The organism is Aeromonas simiae, assembly GCF_000820125.1.
Lineage (GTDB): Bacteria > Pseudomonadota > Gammaproteobacteria > Enterobacterales > Aeromonadaceae > Aeromonas > Aeromonas simiae.
On record NZ_CDBY01000086.1, the window covers coordinates 1 to 20,531 of the forward strand.

Annotated in this window: 18 protein-coding genes, 1 pseudogene and 1 riboswitch; of the genes and pseudogenes, 9 read left to right on the top strand and 10 right to left on the bottom strand. The window is 62.3% G+C overall.

Translation table 11 applies throughout. The features are described 5' to 3' along the window. Positions 1–357 precede the first annotated feature (357 nt). On the top strand, positions 358–798 hold the full coding sequence (locus BN1134_RS17470; RefSeq protein WP_042048762.1) for an early set domain-containing protein: 441 nt from the start codon (positions 358–360) through the stop codon (positions 796–798). Between the two features lie 246 nt (positions 799–1,044). Then, complete coding sequence (locus tag BN1134_RS17475; RefSeq protein ID WP_042048763.1) at positions 1,045–2,415, top strand: PhoH family protein; 1,371 nt, start codon at positions 1,045–1,047, stop codon at positions 2,413–2,415. Between the two features lie 39 nt (positions 2,416–2,454). On the opposite strand, the gene thiQ is transcribed toward BN1134_RS17475, so the two are convergent. Genes thiQ through thiB form a run of 3 tightly spaced genes read right to left on the bottom strand, consistent with a single transcriptional unit; the run spans position 2,455 to position 5,739 of the window. After that, positions 2,455–3,171 (bottom strand): thiamine ABC transporter ATP-binding protein, encoded by a 717-nt coding sequence (gene thiQ / locus BN1134_RS17480; RefSeq protein ID WP_042048765.1) that lies wholly within the window; start codon positions 3,169–3,171, stop codon positions 2,455–2,457. Beyond that, positions 3,155–4,753 carry a thiamine/thiamine pyrophosphate ABC transporter permease gene (gene thiP / locus BN1134_RS17485; RefSeq protein WP_042048783.1) on the bottom strand — a complete coding sequence of 533 codons (1,599 nt, stop codon included), beginning with the start codon at positions 4,751–4,753 and terminating at the stop codon, positions 3,155–3,157. The genes thiQ and thiP overlap by 17 nt, the downstream gene beginning before the upstream one ends. Continuing rightward, on the bottom strand, positions 4,753–5,739 hold the full coding sequence (thiB, locus tag BN1134_RS17490) for a thiamine ABC transporter substrate binding subunit (RefSeq protein WP_042048766.1): 987 nt from the start codon (positions 5,737–5,739) through the stop codon (positions 4,753–4,755). Before thiB ends, thiP begins: the two co-directional genes overlap by 1 nt. A gap of 42 nt (positions 5,740–5,781) precedes the next feature. Continuing rightward, positions 5,782–5,872: riboswitch (TPP riboswitch) on the bottom strand. A gap of 61 nt (positions 5,873–5,933) precedes the next feature. On the opposite strand from thiB, the gene BN1134_RS17495 reads away from it, so the two are divergent. After that, positions 5,934–6,224 (top strand): PilZ domain-containing protein, encoded by a 291-nt coding sequence (locus tag BN1134_RS17495; RefSeq protein WP_042048767.1) that lies wholly within the window; start codon positions 5,934–5,936, stop codon positions 6,222–6,224. Here BN1134_RS17495 and BN1134_RS17500 read toward each other — a convergent pair. From BN1134_RS17500 to leuA, 5 genes are read right to left on the bottom strand one after another with little or no spacing between them, the layout of a single operon-like run. Next, complete coding sequence (locus BN1134_RS17500) at positions 6,188–7,117, bottom strand: hypothetical protein (protein WP_042048768.1); 930 nt, start codon at positions 7,115–7,117, stop codon at positions 6,188–6,190. The two genes, BN1134_RS17495 and BN1134_RS17500, sit on opposite strands and share 37 nt — an antisense overlap. Before the next feature lie 55 nt (positions 7,118–7,172). Continuing rightward, the gene (gene leuD, locus BN1134_RS17505) at positions 7,173–7,772 is read right to left on the bottom strand and encodes a 3-isopropylmalate dehydratase small subunit (protein ID WP_042048769.1); all 600 of its coding nucleotides are present in this window, start codon (positions 7,770–7,772) and stop codon (positions 7,173–7,175) included. A 10-nt stretch (positions 7,773–7,782) separates the two neighbouring features. Continuing rightward, positions 7,783–9,180, bottom strand: coding sequence for a 3-isopropylmalate dehydratase large subunit (leuC, locus tag BN1134_RS17510; RefSeq protein ID WP_042048770.1), 1,398 nt, complete (start codon positions 9,178–9,180; stop codon positions 7,783–7,785). Between the two features lie 28 nt (positions 9,181–9,208). Continuing rightward, positions 9,209–10,294, bottom strand: coding sequence for a 3-isopropylmalate dehydrogenase (leuB, locus tag BN1134_RS17515; RefSeq protein WP_042048771.1), 1,086 nt, complete (start codon positions 10,292–10,294; stop codon positions 9,209–9,211). A 2-nt stretch (positions 10,295–10,296) separates the two neighbouring features. Next, the gene (leuA, locus tag BN1134_RS17520) at positions 10,297–11,859 is read right to left on the bottom strand and encodes a 2-isopropylmalate synthase (RefSeq protein ID WP_042048772.1); all 1,563 of its coding nucleotides are present in this window, start codon (positions 11,857–11,859) and stop codon (positions 10,297–10,299) included. 415 nt (positions 11,860–12,274) lie between these two features. On the opposite strand from leuA, the gene BN1134_RS17525 reads away from it, so the two are divergent. From BN1134_RS17525 to BN1134_RS17545, 6 genes are all read left to right on the top strand, one after another. After that, on the top strand, positions 12,275–12,904 hold the full coding sequence (locus BN1134_RS17525; protein ID WP_042048773.1) for a TetR/AcrR family transcriptional regulator: 630 nt from the start codon (positions 12,275–12,277) through the stop codon (positions 12,902–12,904). Between the two features lie 316 nt (positions 12,905–13,220). Then, a complete protein-coding gene (locus BN1134_RS17530; RefSeq protein WP_042048774.1) occupies positions 13,221–14,330 on the top strand; it encodes an MJ1255/VC2487 family glycosyltransferase in 1,110 nt (369 codons plus the stop codon). Between the two features lie 48 nt (positions 14,331–14,378). Then, entirely contained in the window at positions 14,379–14,531 is a 153-nt protein-coding gene (locus tag BN1134_RS19830; protein ID WP_156991857.1) for a hypothetical protein, read from the top strand. A 362-nt stretch (positions 14,532–14,893) separates the two neighbouring features. After that, complete coding sequence (locus BN1134_RS17535; protein ID WP_042048775.1) at positions 14,894–16,612, top strand: acetolactate synthase 3 large subunit; 1,719 nt, start codon at positions 14,894–14,896, stop codon at positions 16,610–16,612. Continuing rightward, entirely contained in the window at positions 16,612–17,106 is a 495-nt protein-coding gene (ilvN, locus tag BN1134_RS17540; RefSeq protein WP_042048778.1) for an acetolactate synthase small subunit, read from the top strand. Before BN1134_RS17535 ends, ilvN begins: the two co-directional genes overlap by 1 nt. A gap of 108 nt (positions 17,107–17,214) precedes the next feature. Then, complete coding sequence (locus BN1134_RS17545; protein WP_042048779.1) at positions 17,215–18,732, top strand: EAL domain-containing protein; 1,518 nt, start codon at positions 17,215–17,217, stop codon at positions 18,730–18,732. Between the two features lie 55 nt (positions 18,733–18,787). Here the strand turns inward: BN1134_RS17545 and BN1134_RS17550 are convergent, their stop codons facing one another. Together BN1134_RS17550 and BN1134_RS17555 are read right to left on the bottom strand one after the other, a co-directional pair. Next, the gene (locus BN1134_RS17550) at positions 18,788–19,969 is read right to left on the bottom strand and encodes an aminotransferase-like domain-containing protein (RefSeq protein ID WP_042048780.1); all 1,182 of its coding nucleotides are present in this window, start codon (positions 19,967–19,969) and stop codon (positions 18,788–18,790) included. A gap of 158 nt (positions 19,970–20,127) precedes the next feature. Beyond that, positions 20,128–20,531: pseudogene (locus tag BN1134_RS17555) on the bottom strand (M28 family metallopeptidase); the annotation flags it as partial.

Sequence of the window (20,531 nt, forward strand, 5' to 3'; positions counted from 1 at the left end):
AAGAAAGCAAAGGCCATCTCGTCAGAGATGGCCTTTTTGCTATTGAGGCGCAAACGACTGCCACGTGACACGCCTTTGTTAAGACCCCACCCCTGACGTGAGCGGCAATACCATGCTCACCAGATTGTCCTCCAGCGATACCGAGACCTCGAACCCCACCTTGCGCGGCAGCGCTATCATGCCAAGAGCCTCTATAAAGGGCTTCTTTTGTCACCCTTAGCGTATTAACGGTATGTTTAAACCTTGGAAAATCGAGGGAATGTGACATCGTTAACCCTCTTTCCTTTCACTCTTTGGTTAAATGTTAATGTCGCAAGAAGCGGCGGATACAACAACTAGGATCCGAGGAAAGGACACATGTTTAAGAAAACTGTAGCGATGATACTGGCGGCGGGAACCCTGGTATTGGGCGGATGCAGTGCCGGCGGTGGTGCCGATGCATCTGGCGATTTTGACGGTAAGAGCGTCTTCCTGCGTGGTGAGATGAACGATTGGCAAGCCAACGATGAGACCAAGGTGACTAAGGTTGGCGATAAGCTGTACATGGCCAAGGGAACTCTGAAGAAAGAATGGGCTCCCTACAAGTTTAAGTTTGGTGATGCGAACTGGAGCTGTGGCACCAACTTTGGCTATAAGAGCCCGAGTGATGGTGTAGCCAGCCTGGATGGTGAGCCGGTACCGGTTAACCCTTGCTCCAAGTTTGAAGACCTGAAGTTCTCCCCGGATGCTGATGGGGTATACGAGTTCTATCTTGATCTCAACGGTGAGCAACCGACTGTCTACGTCAAGAAACCCTGATCGCCTTTTCTGGTGTGCATGCATAAGACCCCCGCCTAAAAACCGGGGGTCTTGCTTTTTCTGGTTGTCATTTGGGGATCTGCATCGAGCCAAGTAAATGGAGATGGTGCGATGGGCTCTTACCAGGACGTGTTGCAGGGCTCGGATTTAGGGCGTAGCTTGGATGGAAATAAAAGTGCCATGTAGGTATGGTTTGAATAGTATCTGAATCACTCGACATGGCCATGCGAGCCAAGGAGGATGCTTATGGATAACGCCGACCGGAAGCTGTTTATCCTGGATACCAACGTACTCTTGCACGAACCCCTTGCCATTTACTCCTTCAAAGAGCACGACGTGCTCATTCCCATGACGGTGCTCGAAGAGCTCGACAACATCAAGGATCGCAACAAGGACGTGAGCCGTGATGCTCGCGTCGCCATCCGGGCGCTGGAAGACGTGTTCCGTGATGCAACTCCCGAGCAGATCTCCCAAGGGGTTCCCCTGGCCGGTGAGGCTACCGGCACCATCAGTATCTTCAGTGATCACCATCTGCCTCAGGATGCCGAGCTCTTTACCGACAAAGAGGCGGACAACCGCATCATCAATGCGGCCCTCTACCTGCAAAAGCACGAGTCGCGTCGTCAGGTGGTGCTGGTGACCAAAGACATCAACATGCGCCTCAAGGCCAAGGGTGCCGGGCTGGCACACGTTGAGGATTATCGCAGCGACCAGCTCATCGATGATATCCGCTTGCTGGCCAAGGGATTTCAGGTGGTGCAGGGCAGCTTCTGGGAGCGGGTGGGGGAGTGCGAGAGCGAAACCCACGGCCGTGACACGGTTCATATCATCGATGACAAGCTGATTGAGCCGGTTCATATCAATCAGTACCTTCTCGATGAGGAGCAGTTCTTCGCAGCCCGGGTTCTCAGTCATGAGGCGGGAAAGATCCACCTCAAAGACATAGGTCGTGAACGGCTGATGGGGCGCAAGGCGTGGGGCGTGCATCCAAAGAATGTCTATCAGGGGATGGCGCTCGATGCCCTGCTCGATCCACATCTCGATCTGGTGATCCTCACCGGCCCCGCCGGTTGTGGCAAGACCCTGCTCGCCATGGCGGCGGCACTGGAACTGGTGGTGGAGAAGGGGATCTACGACAAGGTGATCGTCACCCGTAATACACCGGAAATTGCCGAGAGCATCGGTTTTCTGCCCGGCACGGAAGAGGAGAAGATGATGCCCTGGCTGGCCGCCGTCACCGACACTCTGGAGGTGCTGCACAAGCAGGACGAGAACATGAGCGGCTCGCTCAGCTACATCATGGAAAAGGCCAACATCCAGTTCAAATCGATCAACTTCATGCGCGGGCGCAGCATTCAAAATGCCTTTGTTCTACTGGACGAGTGCCAGAACCTGACTGCCTCCCAGATCAAGACCATCATCACCCGCTGCGGTGAGGGCACCAAGATCGTCTGCTCTGGCAACCTGGCGCAAATTGACTCTAACTACCTGAGCCCGGTCACATCTGGGCTGACTTACATCGTCGAGCGTTTCAAAGATTTTGACGGCAGTGCCAACATCTACCTCAACGGTGTGGTGCGCAGCAAATTGGCCTCGTTTGCCGAAGAGAATCTTTAGGCGGGCAGATGTCACAAGGGGAGCCTCGGCTCCCCTTTTTCATGGTGCGGCGGCGCCTTGTGCCATGCCCAGATAGGCGGCCAGCGCAGGGAGTGTCGGCTTGGCCAGCTCACTCGGCGCGCCGTCGAAGGCGATCCCCCCTTCGTGAATGAACAGCAACCGGTCGGCAATCAACTCGGCATCCTCCGGGTTGTGGGAGACCATCAGTACTGTGGTGCCCCGGCTGCGGGCCAGCAGGGCCACCTCGGCCAGCATCTCCCTGCGCAGGGCCGGGTCGAGGGCCGAGAAGGGCTCATCGAGCAGCAACAGCGGGCGATCGCGCACCAAGGCCCTGGCCAGCGCTACCCTTTGCTGCTGGCCACCGGAGAGCTGCTCGGGCAGGCGATCCTGTATATCGCCCAGCCCCACGCGCGTGGCGGCTTGCTGCACTTGCTGCTGCTGGCTTGGGGTAAGACGCAGGCCGGGGTGCAGGCCGATGGCGATGTTGTCATAGACCGAAAGGTGCAGGAACAGGTTGTGATCCTGAAACAGGGTGGTGATGGGGCGCAGGGCAGGGCGCAAGGGTAGTAGATCCTGGCCCGCAAAGCTGAGCGCCCCCGAGGTGACGGGCACGAAGCCGGCCAGCATGCCGAGCAGGGTCGATTTGCCGGCCCCGCTGCGACCGATCAGGGCGACGATCTCACCTTGGGCAACTCGCGTAGTGAAGGTGACGCTCCACTCCGGGTAGCGGGCGGTGAGCTTATCCAGAATGAGCATCTTTACCTCCAATGCTGCGCTCGACCAGGGTAAACAGGGCCAGGCAGAGCAGCAGTAGTAACAGGGCGGTGGCGGCGGCGGGCCCCAGTTGATAGCTGCCGAGTTGCTGATAGAGCAACCAAGGCAGGGTGGCCATGGTGCTGCTGCCAAACAGGGCGATGGCACCGAGATCCCCGAGCGAGAGAATCATCGACAGGGCCAGCGCCAGCGCCAGCGGGCGGCGCAGCAGGGGCCACTCGAGCAGACGCAGCCGGTGCCAGCCGGTGAGACCCAGACTATCGCCGAGCCGGTCATACTGACGGGCCACCAGCTGCATCGGCCCCGACAGGGTGCGCAGCACATAGGGAAGTGCCATCAAGGCATTGACCAGGATCACCAGCCAGGGGGCGATGGCGAAGACGTCGACCCAGGGCATGCAGAGAATGAACAGCCCAGTGCTCAATACCACGGCCGGCAGCATCAGGATCAGTGAACCGCTCGCTTCCCACAGCGCCGCCTGACGACGGGCATGGCGGCGTAGTTTGGCGTGGCGGCTGGTGATGAGCAGGCCGCTGCCAAGCAGCAGGGCCAACAGGCCTGCCACGACGGCGATCCAGAGCGATGTTCCGGCCGCCTGCCACAAGGGGGCACTGTGCAGGGTATCGAGCAGCTCGGGCCGCAGCCCGGCGCTGACGATGGCCAGCAGAGGGGGCAGAAACAGGGCCAGAGCCAGAGTCAGTACCAGCGCATCGGTCAGCCGGGTCTGCCACTGGTCACGGTCGGGGCGTTCAGCCCGGCGGGCCAGACCGATGCGGCTGGCCGGCGCACGCTGTAGCTTGTGCTGACCCCACAGGATCAAGGCGCTCAGCAGCAGTTGCAGCAGCGCCAGGGTGCCGGCGGTGGCGAGATCGAAGTCAAGGCGCAGCGCTTGGTAGATGGCCACCTCTAGCGTGGTTGATTTGGGGCCTCCACCGAGCGCCAGCACGGTGGCGAAGCTGGTGAAGCAGAGCATGAAGATGAGGCTGGCGAGCCCCGGCAGCTGGGCCCGGATCACCGGCCACTCCAGCACCTTGAACAGATGGTGGGAGCGCAACCCGAGCTGGCTTGCCAGCCGCCAGCTCGATTCTGGGATAGCCTCGATGGCTTGCAGCAGCAGGCGCGCCGCCAGCGGCATGTTGAAGAAAACGTGGGCGATGAGAATACCGGTCAGGCCGTAGAGATACTGGCCAGGCTCGATACCGAGCGGGCGCAGCAGTTGCGCCATCCAGCCATGTTGGCCATGGACGGTGACGATGCCGAAGATGGCGATGATGACCGGCAGCACCAAAGAGAGGCCAAACAGTTTCAGCAGCAGGCGGCGGCCGGGAAAGTGGCGCCGTGAGAGGGCGCGCGCCAGCGGGATGGCGAGGCCAAGGCTGAGCAGGGTGGAGAGGGCGGCCTGGCTCAGGCTGAACAGCAAGACGTGGCGCAGGTAGGGGTCTTGTAAGAGGCCGATGGGGTCGAGTGCGCCGGCCTGCCACAGCAGGGCGCAAAGCGGCGCCAGACCGAGCAGCAGGATCAGGCTGCCGGAGAGGCTCCCCGGCAGCCACCAGAAACGACGCATCAGCGGGTCACGGCCTGCAGCCACTCACGGATCCAGCCCTTGCGCTGCTGACTCACCTCGGCAGGGGCGAGTGTCAGGGTCTTGGCCGGCAGCGGCAGGGAGGCAAATTGTTCGGGTAGCGGAGTCTCGGTCACCGGATACATCCAGTTGCCGGTGGTGACGGCGTCCTGGAAGGGACGGGTCAGCACGAAGTCGAGGAAGCGCCGGGCCAGCTCGGGGTGCTGGCTGGCGGCGAGCCGCGCCACCACCTCCACTTGCCGGTAGTGCCCCTCGTCAAACAGGGCGGCATGGTACTGCTGCTTGCCCTCGGCGATACGGTGATAGGCCGGTGAGCTGGTGTAAGAGAGCACCATGTCGGCTTCCCCCTTGAGGAACATGCCGTAGGCCTCCGACCACCCCTTGGTGACGGTCACCGTCTTCTTGGCCAGCGTCTCCCACTGCGTGCCCGATTGATCGCCATAGAGCGCCTTGAGCCACAACAGCAGCCCCTGGCCCGGGGTGGAGGTGCGCGGATCCTGATAGATGATCTTCAGATCGTCGCGCGCCAGCAGGGCCTGCATGCTGCGCGGCGGGTTCTTGAGCCGGGTCTGGTCATAGACGAAGGCGAACCAGCCGTAGTCGTAGGGGAGGAAGGTCTCATCGCGCCAGCCGCCCGGCAGCGCCAGCGGGGCCAGATCGACGCCATGGGGGGCGAACAGGCCGGTCTGCTTGGCCTCGCCGAGCAGGCCGTCATCGAGGCCAAGCACCAGATCCGCCTTGCCGTGGCGCCCTTCAAGGCGCAGCCGGTTGAGGATGGCTACCCCATCTTCCAGCGCGACGAAGTTGAGGGTGCAGCCACACTCCTGCTCGAAGGCCTGCTTGATCTTGGGGCCAGGGCCCCACTCGGCGGTGAAGGAGTCGTAGGTGTAGACGGTCAGGGTTTCGGCCGCCAGCGGCGCCGACAGGCAGGAAAGCAGGGTCAGGCTGGCCAGTGCGGTGCGCTTCATCATGGGACTCCTCGTCGGGAGCCGGCGGTAGGGCCGCGAAATGCGCGCCGGGCCTCAAATTCCTCCGCCAGCATTATCTGGATCAGGTCTACGGGTATATTCTCAGCAGGTGACTGCACCCCGTTTGAGCGGGCACATTGTAGTCATCTTGGCTGGGGTGGGCCAGCAGATTCAGACCAGGGAGGAGATCGGGTGTGATTACCACGACCAAGGAACGAAGAGCGTTTCAGCGCATGATCATCAATGCCCCCGTGACCCTGCATCAGGGGGCGCTGCGTCAGGTTGGCATCTGCCGTGACTTGAGCGCCAACGGCATGGGGATCTTCATCGAAGAGTCGGGGCTCGATGAGTCACAGCCGCTGAGCATCAGCCTGGCGACCGGCAGCAACCTGCTGCCCCCCTTCGAGGCGCAGGCCCGCATCATCCGTATCGGCGAGGAGGCCGGTGGCTACCGGGTGGCGGTGGAGTTCGTCTCCGTCGCCTGAACCGGCTGGGCCCTAAACTGGCCGCTCTCTACCATCACCAGGCTGGAGCGCGCCAGCGTCCCCAGCGGCAGCTCGGCCGGCCCGGTCGGCTCCATCAACAGATAGCGAGTTCCTGCCCACTCCAGCGTCTGCTCTTCGCCGCTGGCGGTCAGCTCAACCCCGAGCAGGGCGTGATCCGGGGTGAAGATCATCAGCTGTTTCAGATTCGGATGGATCTGGCCGAGCAGGGCCGCCATCAGGGTGACCTTGCTGTCACAGTCGCCGCGGTTTTGCAGCAGCACCTGGCGCGGGGCCAGAAAGCCGCGCCCGCCACGGATCCCGCTGTTATCGAGCAGGGCGTAGGGGATCGCCTGCACGAAGGCGAGCACCGCTGCCGTACTCTTGCGTCTGGCCTCCTCCTCACTGCCCCCTTCTTCCTTGAACTGCTCTGCCAGCGGAGCCAGTTCGGCGCGGCTCTCCAGTGCGATGCGCACATGATCCTGCTTGACCGCCTCGCCCCCAGCGGGGTCGGTGAAGCGCTGGAAGTAGCGGGCCAGCAGCCACTCGTCTTCTACCTTGGGTCTGGTCGTGGCGAGCCACGCCATCGCCGCATCGACGGCCTGCTGGGAGCGGGCTTGCAGGGTCAGCTCACCGCCGGGGCCTAACCGAAATCGCACCCCTGGGAACTGCTCCTTGCCCTGCTGCAACAAGGTTTGCAGCGTGTCGCGGCGCAGCCGCTCGGGCGAGAAGATGAGCAAGGGGGGCAGGGTGCCGCGCTCGAGTCGGTAGGTGAGCGCCTGCGCCTCTTGGCCCTGCTCCCAGCGCACACTCACCTCGTCGCCACTGCGCACGAAGGAGAGCTGCTTGGCGCAGAGGGAGAGGGGGAGCAGCAGGAGCAGGGGGAGCAGGCGCATGGGCAGTCCATAAAAAATGGGAGCGAGCGCTCCCATTCTAGTGTGGTGATGTGGCTCAGAGCCAGGCCGGCTGCTTGGCCTCGTAGGCCTTGATGGCCTCATCGTGTTGCAGGGTCAGGCCTATGCTGTCGAGGCCGTTGAGCAGGCAGTGGCGGCGGAACTCGTCGATCTCGAAACCAAAGCAGAGATCCCCAGCGCGCACCTGACATGCCTCCAGATCCACCGTGATGGTCTGGCCGGGGTGGGCCGCGACCAGGGCAAACAGGGCCTCGACTTCCGCCTCTTGCAGCCGCACCGGCACCATGCCGTTGTTGATGGCGTTGCCATAGAAGATGTCGGCAAAGCTCGGGGCGATCATCGCCTTGAAGCCGTAGTCGGCCAGCGCCCAGGGGGCGTGCTCGCGGCTCGAGCCACAGCCAAAGTTCTCGCGGGCCAGCAGGATGCTGGCGCCGGCGTAACGGGGCTGGTTCAGCACGAACTCGGGGTTGGCCTGCTGCCCCGCGTCATCGAGGAAGCGCCAGTCGTGGAACAGGTGCTTGCCAAAGCCGATGCGGTTGACCTTTTGCAGGAACTGCTTGGGGATGATGGCGTCGGTGTCCACGTTGGCGTGATCGAGCGGCGCGGCGAGACCCGTGTGTTGCTTAAATCCAGTCATCGCTCTCTCCTTACAGTGTGCGGATGTCGGTGAAGTGGCCGGTCACGGCGGCGGCGGCGGCCATGGCCGGGCTCACCAGATGGGTGCGGCCGGCGCGCCCTTGGCGCCCTTCAAAGTTGCGGTTGCTGGTGGAGGCGCAGCGCTCTCCCGGTTGCAGCCGATCGTTGTTCATCGCCAGGCACATGGAGCAGCCGGGCAGGCGCCATTCAAAACCGGCTTCGATGAAGATCTTGTCGAGCCCCTCGGCCTCGGCCTGAGCCTTGACCTGCTCGGAGCCCGGCACAACCAGGGCCTGCACCCCGGCGGCCACCTTGCGACCGCGGGCGATGGCGGCGGCGGCGCGCAGATCCTCGATGCGGCTGTTGGTGCACGAGCCGATGAACACCTTGTCGATGGCGACCTCGGTGAGCTTCTGGCCGGCACTGAGCCCCATGTATTCGAGGGCCTTGCGGGCGGACTGCTGCTCGATGAGATCATCAAAGCTGTCGGGGGAGGGGATCGGCGCATTGACGTCGATCACCTGGCCCGGGTTGGTGCCCCAGGTCACCTGCGGGGCGATGTCGGCGGCGTTGAGCACCACCTCGGCGTCGAATTTTGCATCGGCATCGCTCTTGAGGGTTTGCCAGTAGGCGATGGCCTGCTCCAGCGCCTCGCCCTTGGGGGCGAACTCCTTGCCACGGATGTAGTCGATGGTGGTCTGATCCGGGGCAATCATGCCGGCCTTGGCGCCGAGCTCGATGGCCATGTTGCACACCGTCATCCGCCCTTCCATGGTGAGCCCTTCGATGGCCTCACCGGCGAACTCCACCACGTAGCCGGTGCCACCGGCGTGGCCCACCTTGCCAATGATGGCCAGCACCACGTCTTTGGCGCTGATCCCCTCGGCGAGCTGGCCGCGCACTGTGATGCGCATGGTCTTGGCCCGACCCTGTTTGAGGGTCTGGGTCGCCATCACGTGCTCCACTTCCGAGGTGCCGATGCCAAAGGCCAGGGCGCCGAAGGCGCCGTGGGTGGCGGTGTGGGAGTCACCGCAGACGATGGTGGTGCCGGGCAAGGTGATGCCGAGCTCCGGCCCCATCACGTGGACTATGCCCTGGTATTGGTGGTTGAGATCGTAGAGGCGAACCCCGAACTCCTTGCAGTTGGTCGCCAGTGTCTCCATCTGGATGCGGGCCATCTCGCCGGAGGCGGCGATGTCCTTGGTGGTGGTGGAGACGTTGTGATCCATGGTGGCCCAGGTGAGATCCGGGCGGCGCAAGCGGCGGTTCATGGCGCGCAGGCCGTCGAAGGCTTGCGGGCTGGTCACCTCGTGCACCAGGTGGCGATCGATGTAGATGAGCGGGGTCTCGCCGTCCACTTCGCGCACCACGTGGGCGTCGAAGACTTTCTGATAAAGGGTTTTAGCCATTGCTCTGTGTCCTTGTTATGCGTTCCGCTCAGATGCGCGCGGCGATCTGAGAGCCCATCTCGGCAGTGCTCTGCACCGGGTGGCGGGCGGCGGCGCTGTGCAGATCGCCGGTGAACCAGCCTTCGGCCAGGGTGGCGGCGACAGCCTGTTCGATGGCGTCGGCAGCCTCGGTCTGCCCCAGGCTGTGGCGCAGCAGCAGGGCGGCGGAGAGGATCTGGGCCACCGGGTTGGCGATGCCCTTGCCGGCGATGTCCGGGGCCGAGCCACCGGCCGGCTCATAGAGGCCAAAGCCCGACTCGCTCATGCTGGCCGAGGGGAGCAGGCCCATGGAGCCGGTGATCATGGCGCACTCGTCGGAGAGGATGTCGCCAAACAGGTTGGAGCAGAGCACCACGTCGAACTGGGACGGGTCCTTGATGAGCTGCATGGTGGCGTTGTCGATGTACATGTGGCTCACCGCCACATCGGGGAACTCCGTGGCCACCTGATTGACTACTTCGCGCCACAGCACCGAGGAGGCCAGCACGTTGGCCTTGTCGATGGAGGTCACCTTGCCGCGGCGGCCGCGGGCGGCGTTGAAGGCCAGGCGGGCGATGCGCTCGATCTCAAAGCGGTGATAGACCTCGGTGTCGAACGCCTTCTCGGTGGCGCCGCTCCCTTCGCGTCCCTTGGGCTGGCCGAAGTAGATGCCGCCGGTCAGCTCGCGCACACAGAGGATGTCAAAGCCGCGCGCCGAGATGTCGGCCCGCAGCGGCGAGAAGTGCTCGAGGCCGTTGTAGAGACGAGCGGGGCGCAGGTTGGAGAAGAGCTTGAAATGGGCGCGCAGGGGCAGCAGAGCGCCACGCTCCGGTTGGCTGTTGGGGGGCAGGTGCTCCCACTTGGGGCCACCGACCGAGCCGAACAGCACGGCGTCGGCCGCTTCGCACCCCTTGAGGGTGGAGGCCGGCAGCGGGGTGCCGTGGTTATCGATAGCGATGCCGCCCACGTCGTGCCACTCATACTCCAGCTGGAAGCCGAACTTGGTCTGAACCTTGCCCAACACCTTGATGGCTTCGTCCATCACCTCGGGGCCGATGCCGTCCCCCGGTAATACCGCGATCCGATAGCTCGTCATGTTTATACAGTCTCCGTCTTGATTTTGTTGTTGCGTTCCATCTGCTCGGCGACCTGATCGGCGCGCCAGATGCTGTTGATGACGTGGAGCAGCGCCTTGGCCGACGACTCGATGATGTCGGTAGCCAGCCCCATGCCGTGGAATTTGCGGCCCTTGTATTCGGCGACGATGTCGACCTGGCCGAGGGCGTCCTTGCCTTCCCCCTTGCTCTTGAGGGCGTACTTGTCGATGCGCAGATCGATGCCGCTGATGCGGTTGATGCACTGATAGACCGCATCGACCGGCCCGTTGCCGGTGGCGGCTTCGCTCACGACCTCGTCGCCCACCTTGAGCTTGACCGAGGCGGTGGCCAGCACCGAGCTGCCGCTCTGCACCCCGAGGTACTCGAGCTTGAAGTGCTCGGGCTCTTCATGGATCTGGCTGAAGAAGGCCAGCGCCTCGAGGTCATAGTCGAACACCTGTCCCTTCTTGTCGGCCAGGGTCAGGAAGCGGGTATAGAGGTCGTCCAGGTCATAGCTGCTCTCGGCATAGCCCATCTGCTCCATGCGGTGCTTGATGACGTGGCGGCCGGAGCGGGAAGTCATGTTCAGGTTGTTCTGGGTCAGGCCGATGCTCTCGGGGGTGATGATTTCATAGGTGTTCTTGGCCTTGAGCACGCCGTCTTGGTGGATGCCGGAGCTGTGGGAGAAGGCGTTGGCCCCGACGATCGCCTTGTTCGGCTGCACCGGCATGTTGCACAGCTGGCTGACCAGGGTGCTGGTGCGGTGGATCTCGCTGTGGCGGATGTTGGTCTCGACCCCCAGCAGATCGGCGCGGGTTTTCAGGATCATCGCCACTTCTTCCAGCGAGCAGTTGCCCGCCCGTTCGCCGATGCCGTTGATGGTGCACTCGATCTGACGGGCCCCCATCTGCACGGCGCCGATGGAGTTGGCCACCGACAGGCCCAGATCATCGTGGCAGTGTACCGAGATGATGGCCTTGTCGATGTTGGGCACGCGGTTGAACAGGGTGTGGATGATGCCGGAGAACTCGGTGGGAATGGTGTAGCCGACGGTATCGGGAATGTTGATGGTGCGGGCGCCGGCGTTGATGGCGGCCTCAACCATGCGGCAGAGGTTGTCGATCGGGGTGCGACCGGCATCTTCGCAGGAGAACTCGACATCGTCGGTGTAGCGACGGGCGTGTTTGACCGCGCTCACCCCCATCTCCAGCACGTCTTCGAAGCTCTTTTTCAGCTTGCTCTCCACGTGGATGGCGGAGGTGGAGATAAAGGTGTGGATGCGAAACGCCTCGGCGACCTTGAGGGCCTCGGCGGCCGCGTCGATGTCTTTGGGCAGGGCTCGGGCCAGGGCGCAGACCCGGCTGTTTTTGATGTGGCGGGCGATGGTCTGCACCGACTGGAAGTCACCTGGGGAGGAGACCGGGAAACCCACCTCCATCACGTCGACGCCGAGGCGCTCCAGTGCTTGGGCAATCTGCAGTTTTTCTTTGACCGTCAGACTGGCCGCCAGGGCCTGCTCACCATCTCGCAGAGTGGTGTCGAATATGATGACCCGATTAGACATGTCGCTTACCTCTTCCTAAGTGCTTGGGCGTGCGTCCTGCAACGGCGACCGATAAAAAAACCCGTGCGGGGCGCACGGGTTTCTGTAAATTCCGGTTATGCCTGCGGCCCGGCTACATGGATCCCGCGCGAGTGAACGCGATTAGGGAGATTAGTAGTAGCGGGGTGGCAATACGCATGACGAATTCAATCCTTCAGTCGAAACACAACTAGCAATACTCGGGATTGGGGCAGATTGTCAACTTTTGTTTGCGATTAACACAGGGTCAAGATATTTAATCGAAATGTAAATGTGTGCAAATTTCCTTGTCCCGGATCGGGTTGCAGCGGGATGATGCGCTCCATCCAGCCGCCTTGTCGGGAGCCGGGAAGGGTTCTGGCGGCACAGACAATTCAGGAACAGGTGAGGTACAAGAATGGAAAAGCGTAGGCCTGGACGACCGGTCGGCCGTTCCGACATCCGCGACAAGTTGCTGGCCGCTGCCCGCGAGTGCTTTCGACAGCACCCCTACGGCAAGGTCACGACCCGCGAGATTGCCGAGATGGCCGGATCCAATCTGGCGATGATCCATTACTACTTCGGTAGCAAGGAGGGTCTCTACCAAGCCGTGCTCGGCGATCTGGCCCGACCGTTGGACGAGGTGTGGAAATCCGACGAGGGGCAGCTGAGCCTGGAGAGCCTGGTATCGACTCACTATCAGGTGATGGCGCCGGACAGCGATCTCAACTCCACCCTGACCAGCGCCCTCTCGGTTGAGCACAATCCGGGGCGCGACTTCGTGCTGAATCAGCTGATCAATCGCCAGCTGCCCCAGTTTGATGCCCTTATCGACAATCTGAGGGCGAGTGGCGAACTCGACGAGTCGCTCGATCCGGCCCTGCTGCGGCTCTCCTTCCTCAACCTGATGTGGCAGCCGCTGATGATGCGCGAACTCTACGAGCAGGTGTTCGGCGTCACCATGGACGAGGGCTTCATGGCCCGTCTGGCCGAGCATAACTGCCGGCTCATCTCGTCGGGGCTGCGCGGCAGTCGCCTCACCCACTGATCCTTGTTTGAAGGGGCCATCGGCCCCTTCATGTTTCTGTTATCCCCCGTTCAAGCCCCTGTCACATCGCCCGCCCATGCTCCTTGCAGTCATTGTCAGGAGATTCACGCATGCATTGCTTACGGCTCTGGGACGAGCGGGTCGGCTTCGTCTCCCCCTCACCGGTCGACGGCCCGAGTCTGCCATCTGATGTTGCTCTCTGGTGGCCGGGATGGCGCCGGCACTCAGCTTGCCCTGTGACTCGATGCCATGACCCGTTGGAGATGTGCTGTACCTGTTGCAGGGTGCGGCCCCTGGCCTGGCGAGGAGGCTAAGCATGCGCATCTTGTTCGGGGTTCAGGGGACTGGCAACGGCCACATCGCTCGCTCGCGCACTCTGGCGCGGGCCCTCGCCGGGCAGGGGGCCGAGGTCGATTACCTGTTTAGTGGCCGGCCCCATGGCGCCTATTTCGACATGGAGGATTTCGGCCACTATCGCACCCGCCATGGGCTCACTTTTTCCTGCCGGGACGGCCGGCTCTCCCTCCTGCAAACCCTGCTTCAGTGCCGGCCGCGCGCCTTTTGGGATGAGCTCTCGGCGCTGGATTGCCGGGAATACGATCTGGTGGTGAGCGATTTTGAACCGCTCACGGCCCATGCGGCGCGCCGGCAGGGCGTTCCAACACTGGGCATCAGCCACCAGGCAAGCTTTGCCTGGCCGGTGCCGCGCTGGGGGGAGGGGCTGGCTGAGCGGCTGTTGATGCGCCATTTTGCACCGGTGCAGCGCCAGATTGGGCTGCACTGGTTTCATTTCGGGGCGCCCCTGCTCCCGCCCATCGTGGATCCCCTTGAACCGCTGCGGGAGCGGGGGCGGTTTCTGGTCTATCTGCCGTTCGAGCATCCTGCCGCGATCCACGCCTTGCTGAGCCGCTTCTCTTCGCACCACTTCGCCTGCTTCCACCCGGGCGTGGTACAGGTGCAGGAGTGGCAGAACGTGGTGTTCTACCCCCCAGCCCGGCAGCCGTTTCTCGATGCGTTGCGCAGTTGCCGCGGAGTGATCTGCAACGCCGGTTTCGAGCTGGCAAGTGAGGCGCTTTCGCTCGGTAAGATGCTGCTGGTCAAGCCGCTGCGCGGCCAGTTCGAGCAGTTGAGCAATGGCAAGACGCTGGCGCTGATGGGGCTGGCAACGCTGATGGATGAGCTTGATCCCACCGTGCTGCGCGGTTGGATCGATAGCGAGCCTCCGGGCAGGGTGACGTGGCCTGACGTAGCGCAGGCGCTGGCGCATTGGATGTTGGCCGGGGAGGAGGAGCCGCTTGGCGAGTTGTCGGCCCGCCTGTGGCGGCGCACCCGCTTTCCCGAGGAGGTGGCCGAGCGGTTATGTGAACTGGAGGGCGCCGCAAGCTGGGCGCCGGCCGGCTGGTGGCTGCGCTCGGTTGTTGACTAAGCTTGAGGGGCCAACGGGGGCAACTCAGTGACACCAAGGAGTGATTGCATGCGCTTTACCAATGAACACGGCGAGTCGATGAGTCTTGCCGATAACCTCACCCTCAAGGAACTGCTCGACATGGGGGTGAGCATCTCAGTCAGTGAGGAGACGGACCCGGATCAGCAAATCTGGCTGGCCGAACCCGACGAGGAGCAGTAAATTTCCACTCCGCCCGGCTCGCCGGGCGGTTTTCATTCAAGCTACATTCAGTCAATTATGCTGTTAAAGCGCCACAACATCGGAAAGTTTGGCGGTTTGCTCGACCCTCCCTCCTGTCACCGGCACAAACGGTAACATATCTGACTAATCCCACCGACAAACCCATGGACAAGCCTCTGCCCGCAGGTTAAGTTGTTTTTTCAACCCTTTTGATAGGGTGTGAGCAGTATCGACGATAGTACCCTCGTGCCGTACTCGTACCAGTCCCGACATAATCAACAACTCGCGGGATGGGGGCGTGCCGGGAAGCAGCGGGCGGGGGTATCCACGCTAAAACGGAGCAAAGCCTGGAGGGCTTTATCATGGAGATGTTATCAGGCGCCCAAATGGTGGTTCGCGCGCTGGAGGATCAGGGGGTTGAGCATATTTTCGGCTACCCCGGTGGTTCGGTGCTCGACATCTATGACGCACTCTTCGAAAACAGCAAGATTGAACACGTGCTGGTGCGCCACGAGCAGGCCGCCGTGCACATGGCCGACGGTTACGCCCGCTCAACCGGCCAGGTGGGCACCGTACTGGTGACCTCGGGCCCCGGCGCCACCAACTGCATTACCGGCATCGCCACCGCTTACATGGATTCCATTCCGCTGGTTATTCTCTCCGGCCAAGTGCCGACCAGCATGATCGGCGAGGACGCCTTCCAAGAGACCGACATGATCGGCATCTCCCGTCCGGTGGTAAAACACAGCTTCCTGTGCAAGACGGCCAGCGAGATCCCCGAGGCCATCAAGAAGGCCTACTACATCGCTGCCAGCGGCCGCCCGGGGCCAGTGGTAGTGGATCTTCCCAAGGATGTGCAAAACCCCAAGGAGAAGTTCCCCTATCACTATCCCGAGTCGGTGAGCCTGCGCTCCTACAACCCCACCAAGGCGGGGCACAAGGGGCAGATCAAGCGGGCCGCCAAGGCGCTGGCCGAGGCGACCCGCCCCGTGATGTACGTGGGGGGCGGTGCCATTGCCGCCAATGCGAATGGCCTGGTGACCCAGTTGGCCGAGCGCTTCAACCTGCCGGTGACCACCACCCTGATGGGGCTGGGGGCGTTCCCCGGAACCCACCCGCAGTCTATCGGCATGCTCGGCATGCACGGCACCTTCGAAGCCAACAAGACCATGCACCACTCGGACTTGATCCTGGCGGTGGGGGCGCGCTTTGACGATCGGGTGACCAACAACGTCGCCAAGTTCTGCCCGCAGGCCACCGTGGTGCACATCGACATCGATCCCACCTCTATCTCCAAGACGGTGCAGGCACACATCCCCATCGTCGGTTCGGTGGAGACGGTGCTCGAGCAGATGCTGGAGGCGATTGCCGAGAACGGCTTTGACAACGACAAGCAGGCGCTGGGTGAGTGGTGGAGCCAGATCAATCAGTGGCGCGAGCGCAACTGCCTGAGTTATCAGCGCAGCGACAACATGATCAAGCCGCAGCAGGTGATCGAGACCCTCTACAAGGTGACCAAGGGGGAGGCCTTCGTGGCGTCCGACGTGGGTCAGCACCAGATGTTTGCTGCCCTCTACTACCCGTTTGCCAAACCGCGCCAGTGGATCAACTCAGGGGGCCTCGGCACCATGGGCTTCGGCCTGCCGGCCGCCATGGGGGTGCAGTTTGCCAATCCGGACGCCGTGGTCTGCTGCGTGACCGGTGACGGCTCGGTGCAGATGAACATCCAGGAGCTCTCCACCTGCCTGCAATACGGGGTGCCCGTCAAGATCATCTCCATCAACAACCGCGCGCTTGGCATGGTCAAGCAGTGGCAGAAGATGTTCTACGGCGGCCGTCACAGCCACTCCTACATGGAGTCACTGCCGGACTTCGTGAAGCTGGCCGAGGCTTATGGCCACGTCGGCATCGCGGTGAGCGATCCGGCCGAGCTGGAGAGCGCCATGGAGCGGGCGTTTGCCATGAAGGATCGGCTGGTGTTTATGGACATCTCGGTCGACCCCGACGAGCACGTCTACCCGATGCAGATCAAGTTTGGTGCCATGGATGAAATGTGGCTGAGCAAGACGGAGAGAACCTGATGAGACACATCATATCGGTACTGCTGGAAAACGAGTCCGGTGCCCTGAGCCGGGTGGTGGGTCTGTTCTCTCAGCGTGGTTACAACATCGAGACACTGACGGTGGCGCCGACCGAGGACCCGACCCTGTCGCGCATGACCATTGTCACCATGGGTGACGAGCGGGTGCTCGAGCAGATCAACAAGCAGCTGCACAAGCTGGTGGATGTGCTCAAGGTGTGCGACATCACCGAAGGGGAACACGTCGAGCGCGAGCTGGCCTTGGTCAAGGTGCGTGCCGTGGGCGGTGCCCGCGACGAGCTCAAGCGACTGGCCGATATCTTCCGTGGCCAGATAGTGGATGTGACACCGGAGCTCTACACGGTGCAACTGGCCGGTACCAGCGACAAGCTGGATGCCTTCATCAAGACCGTGGTGCAGAGCAGCGAGGTGGTGGAGGTGGTGCGCTCTGGCGTATGCGGCATCTCACGAGCCGATAAAACGCTGCGAGCGTAAAGGTGATGTCATGGGAAGGGGAGCCACAGGCTCCCCTTTCTGTTATTATGCGGCCCCTTTTTTCCCTCGCTATCGTGGATTTGTCCTAGCGGCTCTGATGAGGTGCTCATGCATTCTTCTCAATTTAAGTCCAGAAGTCTCACTCAGCGTCTGGCCATTGCGCTAGCGGCAGGAGGCCTGCTTCTCCTGCTCTGCCTGTGTCTGATTCTCTGGTTGGGATGGCAAGGACTTCACTCTCAGACCCAGGAGCGATTGCAGCAAGCCGTACAAAAACTCGACCTGGTCTTCGACCATGCCCAGCAGGTCGCGATCGAGGTCGAGCCGCTCATCGGCAACGCGTGTGGAAGCCAGGAGTCGCTACTGCGCAAGATAGTGGCGTCGACCCCTGACGTTCGTTCGGTCACGATTGAAGCTGATGGCGCCCTGCTGTGCAGCTCTGTGTATGGTCACAGGGAGAAGCTGGTCAACATACAGCCGTACGCAGAAGGGCAGCTCCTGCTTCAGTCGAATAACCTGTTGACGCCCGATCAGTCCGTGCTGATTTACCGCCGGCACGTCGGCAATTACAGCGTGCTGGTGGGCATCAATGGCCATGATCTCAGCTATGTGCTGGGACTGCTGGGGGAGATCCGGCTTCAGGTGGGCGGCTTGACGCTCGATGCACAAGAGCGGGTCCGCAAGGCGGGCAGCCGGGTCGAAGGGCAGCGACTGAGCATCGCGTCGACTCGCTACGCCTATCGGGTCAATGACGTCATCAATGCCACCATTTTTAGAACCTACATGCTGGAGCACGCCCTGCTCGAAGGGATATTGGCTCTGGCGCTGAGTATTTTCTTCGGCGTGGTCTGCTTTCGGCGCACCAAGAGTGGCCTCCATCACGAGTTGTGCCGGGCGCTGGATGCCGGCGAATTTGTGGCTTACCTGCAACCCATGATGAACCGGGAAGGGACGCAAGTGACGGGGGGCGAGGTACTGATGCGCTGGATGCATCCGGAACTCGGGTTGATCCGGCCGGATCGCTTCATTCCGCTGGCCGAGGACAGCGGCCTCATCGTCCCCATGACCCGTGAACTGATGCGTCAGGTTCGTGAGGGCATGGGGCCACGCGCCGCCGCCTTGCCCCCGCATTTCCACTTCAGCTTCAATATTGCGGCCAGCCACTGCTGCGATTTATCCCTGGTTGAGGATTGCCGTGACTTCCTGGCGGCCTTCTCCGCCAACCCGGTCAATCTGGTACTGGAGTTGACCGAGCGTGAGCTGGTGGTGCCCAACGAGACCACCATGAAACTGTTCGATGAGTTGGAGCGGATGGGGGTTTCCATTGCTATCGATGACTTCGGCACCGGGCATTCGAGCCTCGTTTATCTGCAACAGTTCAAGGTCGACTTCCTCAAGATTGACCAGAGCTTCGTGGCGCGGATCGGCAGTGACGCCTTGTCCCGCCACATCGTCGACAATGTGGTCGATCTTGCCAGCCGCCTGGATCTTTCGCTGGTGGCCGAAGGGGTGGAGACGCAGGAGCAGGCCGACTACCTGATGGCGCGCGGGGTCGACTTCCTGCAGGGCTATCTCTACGGGAACCCGGTTCCACTGGCCGATTTCTGGCTGGAAGCAAAACTGCCCTGAGGGGCAAAGCAAAAGGCGGCCGATGGCCGCCTTTTTCATGGGGGGATGACCGTGCTCAGAGCATCTTGCGCAGGGCGCGGGCCAGCCGCTGCACCCCTTCCTCTATGGTGGCCTCATCCACACAGGAGAAGCTCAGGCGCAGGGTGTTCTTGATATCGGGGCGCACGTAGAAAGGGGCGCCCGGTACGAAGGCGACCTTCTCCGCGATGGCCACCTGAAACAGCTCCATGGCGCAGACCGATTCGGGCAGGGTCAGCCACAAGAACATGCCCCCCTCGGGGCGGGTCCAGCGTACCGAAGGCGGGCAGTGGCGGGCCAGGGCGGCCTCCATGGCGGCTCGCTGGCGACCATAGACCGCCTTGATCTTCTCGAGGTGGGCATCGAGGGAGTGGGTGGTCAGGAAGCGATGCAGCACCTGTTGGCTGAAGGCGTTGCTGTGCAGGTCAGTCGCCTGCTTGGCGATGGTGACCTTCTGGTGCAACCAGGCCGGCACCACCATCCAACCGAGGCGAAACCCCGGCACCACTGTCTTGGAGAAGGAGCCGAGCAGCACGGTGTTTTCCGGTGCCAGCTTGGCCACCGGATCGATGGCTTCCCCCTCGAAGCGCAGCTCGCCGTAGGGGTCATCTTCGACCATCAGCAGATTGTGGCGGATCAGGCGCTCGGCCAGCGCGGCCCGGTTGGCGCGGCTGTAGCTGACCCCGGACGGGTTCTGGAAGTTGGGTACGCCATAGAGCAGACGGGCCGTGGTGCCGCTTTCCAGCAGGGCATCCAGCGCCGCCAGATCCAGCCCCTCCTCACCCAGGGTGATGGGCCGGAACTCGGGCTGATAGACGGAGAAGGCCTGGATGGCGCCCAGGTAACCCGGCTCCTCGATGATGAGATCCTGCCCCTCGTCGATCAGCACCTTGCCGAGCAGGTCGAGCGCCTGCTGGGAGCCGCTGGTGATGAGGATGTGATCCGGATTGACCTGCATGCCCCAGCGGGTCTGGTAACGCTCGGCGATATACTGGCGCAGCGGCGCGTAGCCCTCTGTGGTGGCGTATTGCAGGGCGGCGGCGCCCTGCTCGCTCAGCACCTGCTGGCAGGCCTGCTCGATCGCCTTGACCGGGAACAGGTTGGGGTTGGGCAGCCCGCCGGCGAAGGAGATGATGTCCGGGCGGGTGGTGACTTTAAGGATCTCGCGGATGAAGGAAGGTTCGACCTTCTCGAAACGTTGGGAAAAAAACGGCTGCATGTTGGCTCTCTCTGCACTGCTGGGTGACCCTTCCATTGGGCCACCACGTCTTTCGTTTGTAACAGATTTAAAAAATGAGGCAACCGCTGCTTGCTCTGAGAGAAAAAAGGGCAGGAGTGAAACCTGCCCGTTTTTTATCCATTAATGAGAGAGATTTCCTACTCAAGACCCGGTTCACGCAGGAAGCGGATCAGCAGGGTGGTGCCGTCGCTGAGCTGCTGCTGAACGCGACCGGGGAAGATCTCCTGCAACTTGTCGAGGCGGTCGTACTGGGTGTGCCATATCTTGCCCCACTGGGTCTCGCTCTCCCGATCGCAGGCGCTCTTGGTGGTGGCGTCATAGCAGTCCCACAGGGCCGGGTTGGTGCTCTGGGAGTAGCCGTCATAGCCATCGGCACCGTTGATGGTGAAGTTGGTGGCTTCCAGATAGGCGACGGGGATGCCGAGGCAGGCGAAGCTGGCGTGATCGGACCAGGCGCCGGTCTCGCCGGCCGGGTAACCGGGGAAGGCGGGGTGCAGCTCGAAGGGGGTCATGTCGCCCTGGCGGGAGAGCGCCAGCAGGC

Excerpts from the sequence above, each read along its gene's own strand:
- BN1134_RS17470 (WP_042048762.1), top strand. The coding sequence starts at position 358 with ATGTTTAAGAAAACTGTAGCGATGATACTGGCGGCGGGAACCCTGGTA.
- BN1134_RS17475 (WP_042048763.1), top strand. The coding sequence starts at position 1,045 with ATGGATAACGCCGACCGGAAGCTGTTTATCCTGGATACCAACGTACTC.
- thiQ (WP_042048765.1), bottom strand. The coding sequence starts at position 3,171 with ATGCTCATTCTGGATAAGCTCACCGCCCGCTACCCGGAGTGGAGCGTC.
- thiP (WP_042048783.1), bottom strand. The coding sequence starts at position 4,753 with ATGCGTCGTTTCTGGTGGCTGCCGGGGAGCCTCTCCGGCAGCCTGATC.
- thiB (WP_042048766.1), bottom strand. The coding sequence starts at position 5,739 with ATGAAGCGCACCGCACTGGCCAGCCTGACCCTGCTTTCCTGCCTGTCG.
- BN1134_RS17500 (WP_042048768.1), bottom strand. The coding sequence starts at position 7,117 with ATGCGCCTGCTCCCCCTGCTCCTGCTGCTCCCCCTCTCCCTCTGCGCC.
- leuD (WP_042048769.1), bottom strand. The coding sequence starts at position 7,772 with ATGACTGGATTTAAGCAACACACGGGTCTCGCCGCGCCGCTCGATCAC.
- leuC (WP_042048770.1), bottom strand. The coding sequence starts at position 9,180 with ATGGCTAAAACCCTTTATCAGAAAGTCTTCGACGCCCACGTGGTGCGC.
- leuB (WP_042048771.1), bottom strand. The coding sequence starts at position 10,294 with ATGACGAGCTATCGGATCGCGGTATTACCGGGGGACGGCATCGGCCCC.
- leuA (WP_042048772.1), bottom strand. The coding sequence starts at position 11,859 with ATGTCTAATCGGGTCATCATATTCGACACCACTCTGCGAGATGGTGAG.
- BN1134_RS17525 (WP_042048773.1), top strand. The coding sequence starts at position 12,275 with ATGGAAAAGCGTAGGCCTGGACGACCGGTCGGCCGTTCCGACATCCGC.
- BN1134_RS17530 (WP_042048774.1), top strand. The coding sequence starts at position 13,221 with ATGCGCATCTTGTTCGGGGTTCAGGGGACTGGCAACGGCCACATCGCT.
- BN1134_RS19830 (WP_156991857.1), top strand. The coding sequence starts at position 14,379 with ATGCGCTTTACCAATGAACACGGCGAGTCGATGAGTCTTGCCGATAAC.
- BN1134_RS17535 (WP_042048775.1), top strand. The coding sequence starts at position 14,894 with ATGGAGATGTTATCAGGCGCCCAAATGGTGGTTCGCGCGCTGGAGGAT.
- ilvN (WP_042048778.1), top strand. The coding sequence starts at position 16,612 with ATGAGACACATCATATCGGTACTGCTGGAAAACGAGTCCGGTGCCCTG.
- BN1134_RS17545 (WP_042048779.1), top strand. The coding sequence starts at position 17,215 with ATGCATTCTTCTCAATTTAAGTCCAGAAGTCTCACTCAGCGTCTGGCC.
- BN1134_RS17550 (WP_042048780.1), bottom strand. The coding sequence starts at position 19,969 with ATGCAGCCGTTTTTTTCCCAACGTTTCGAGAAGGTCGAACCTTCCTTC.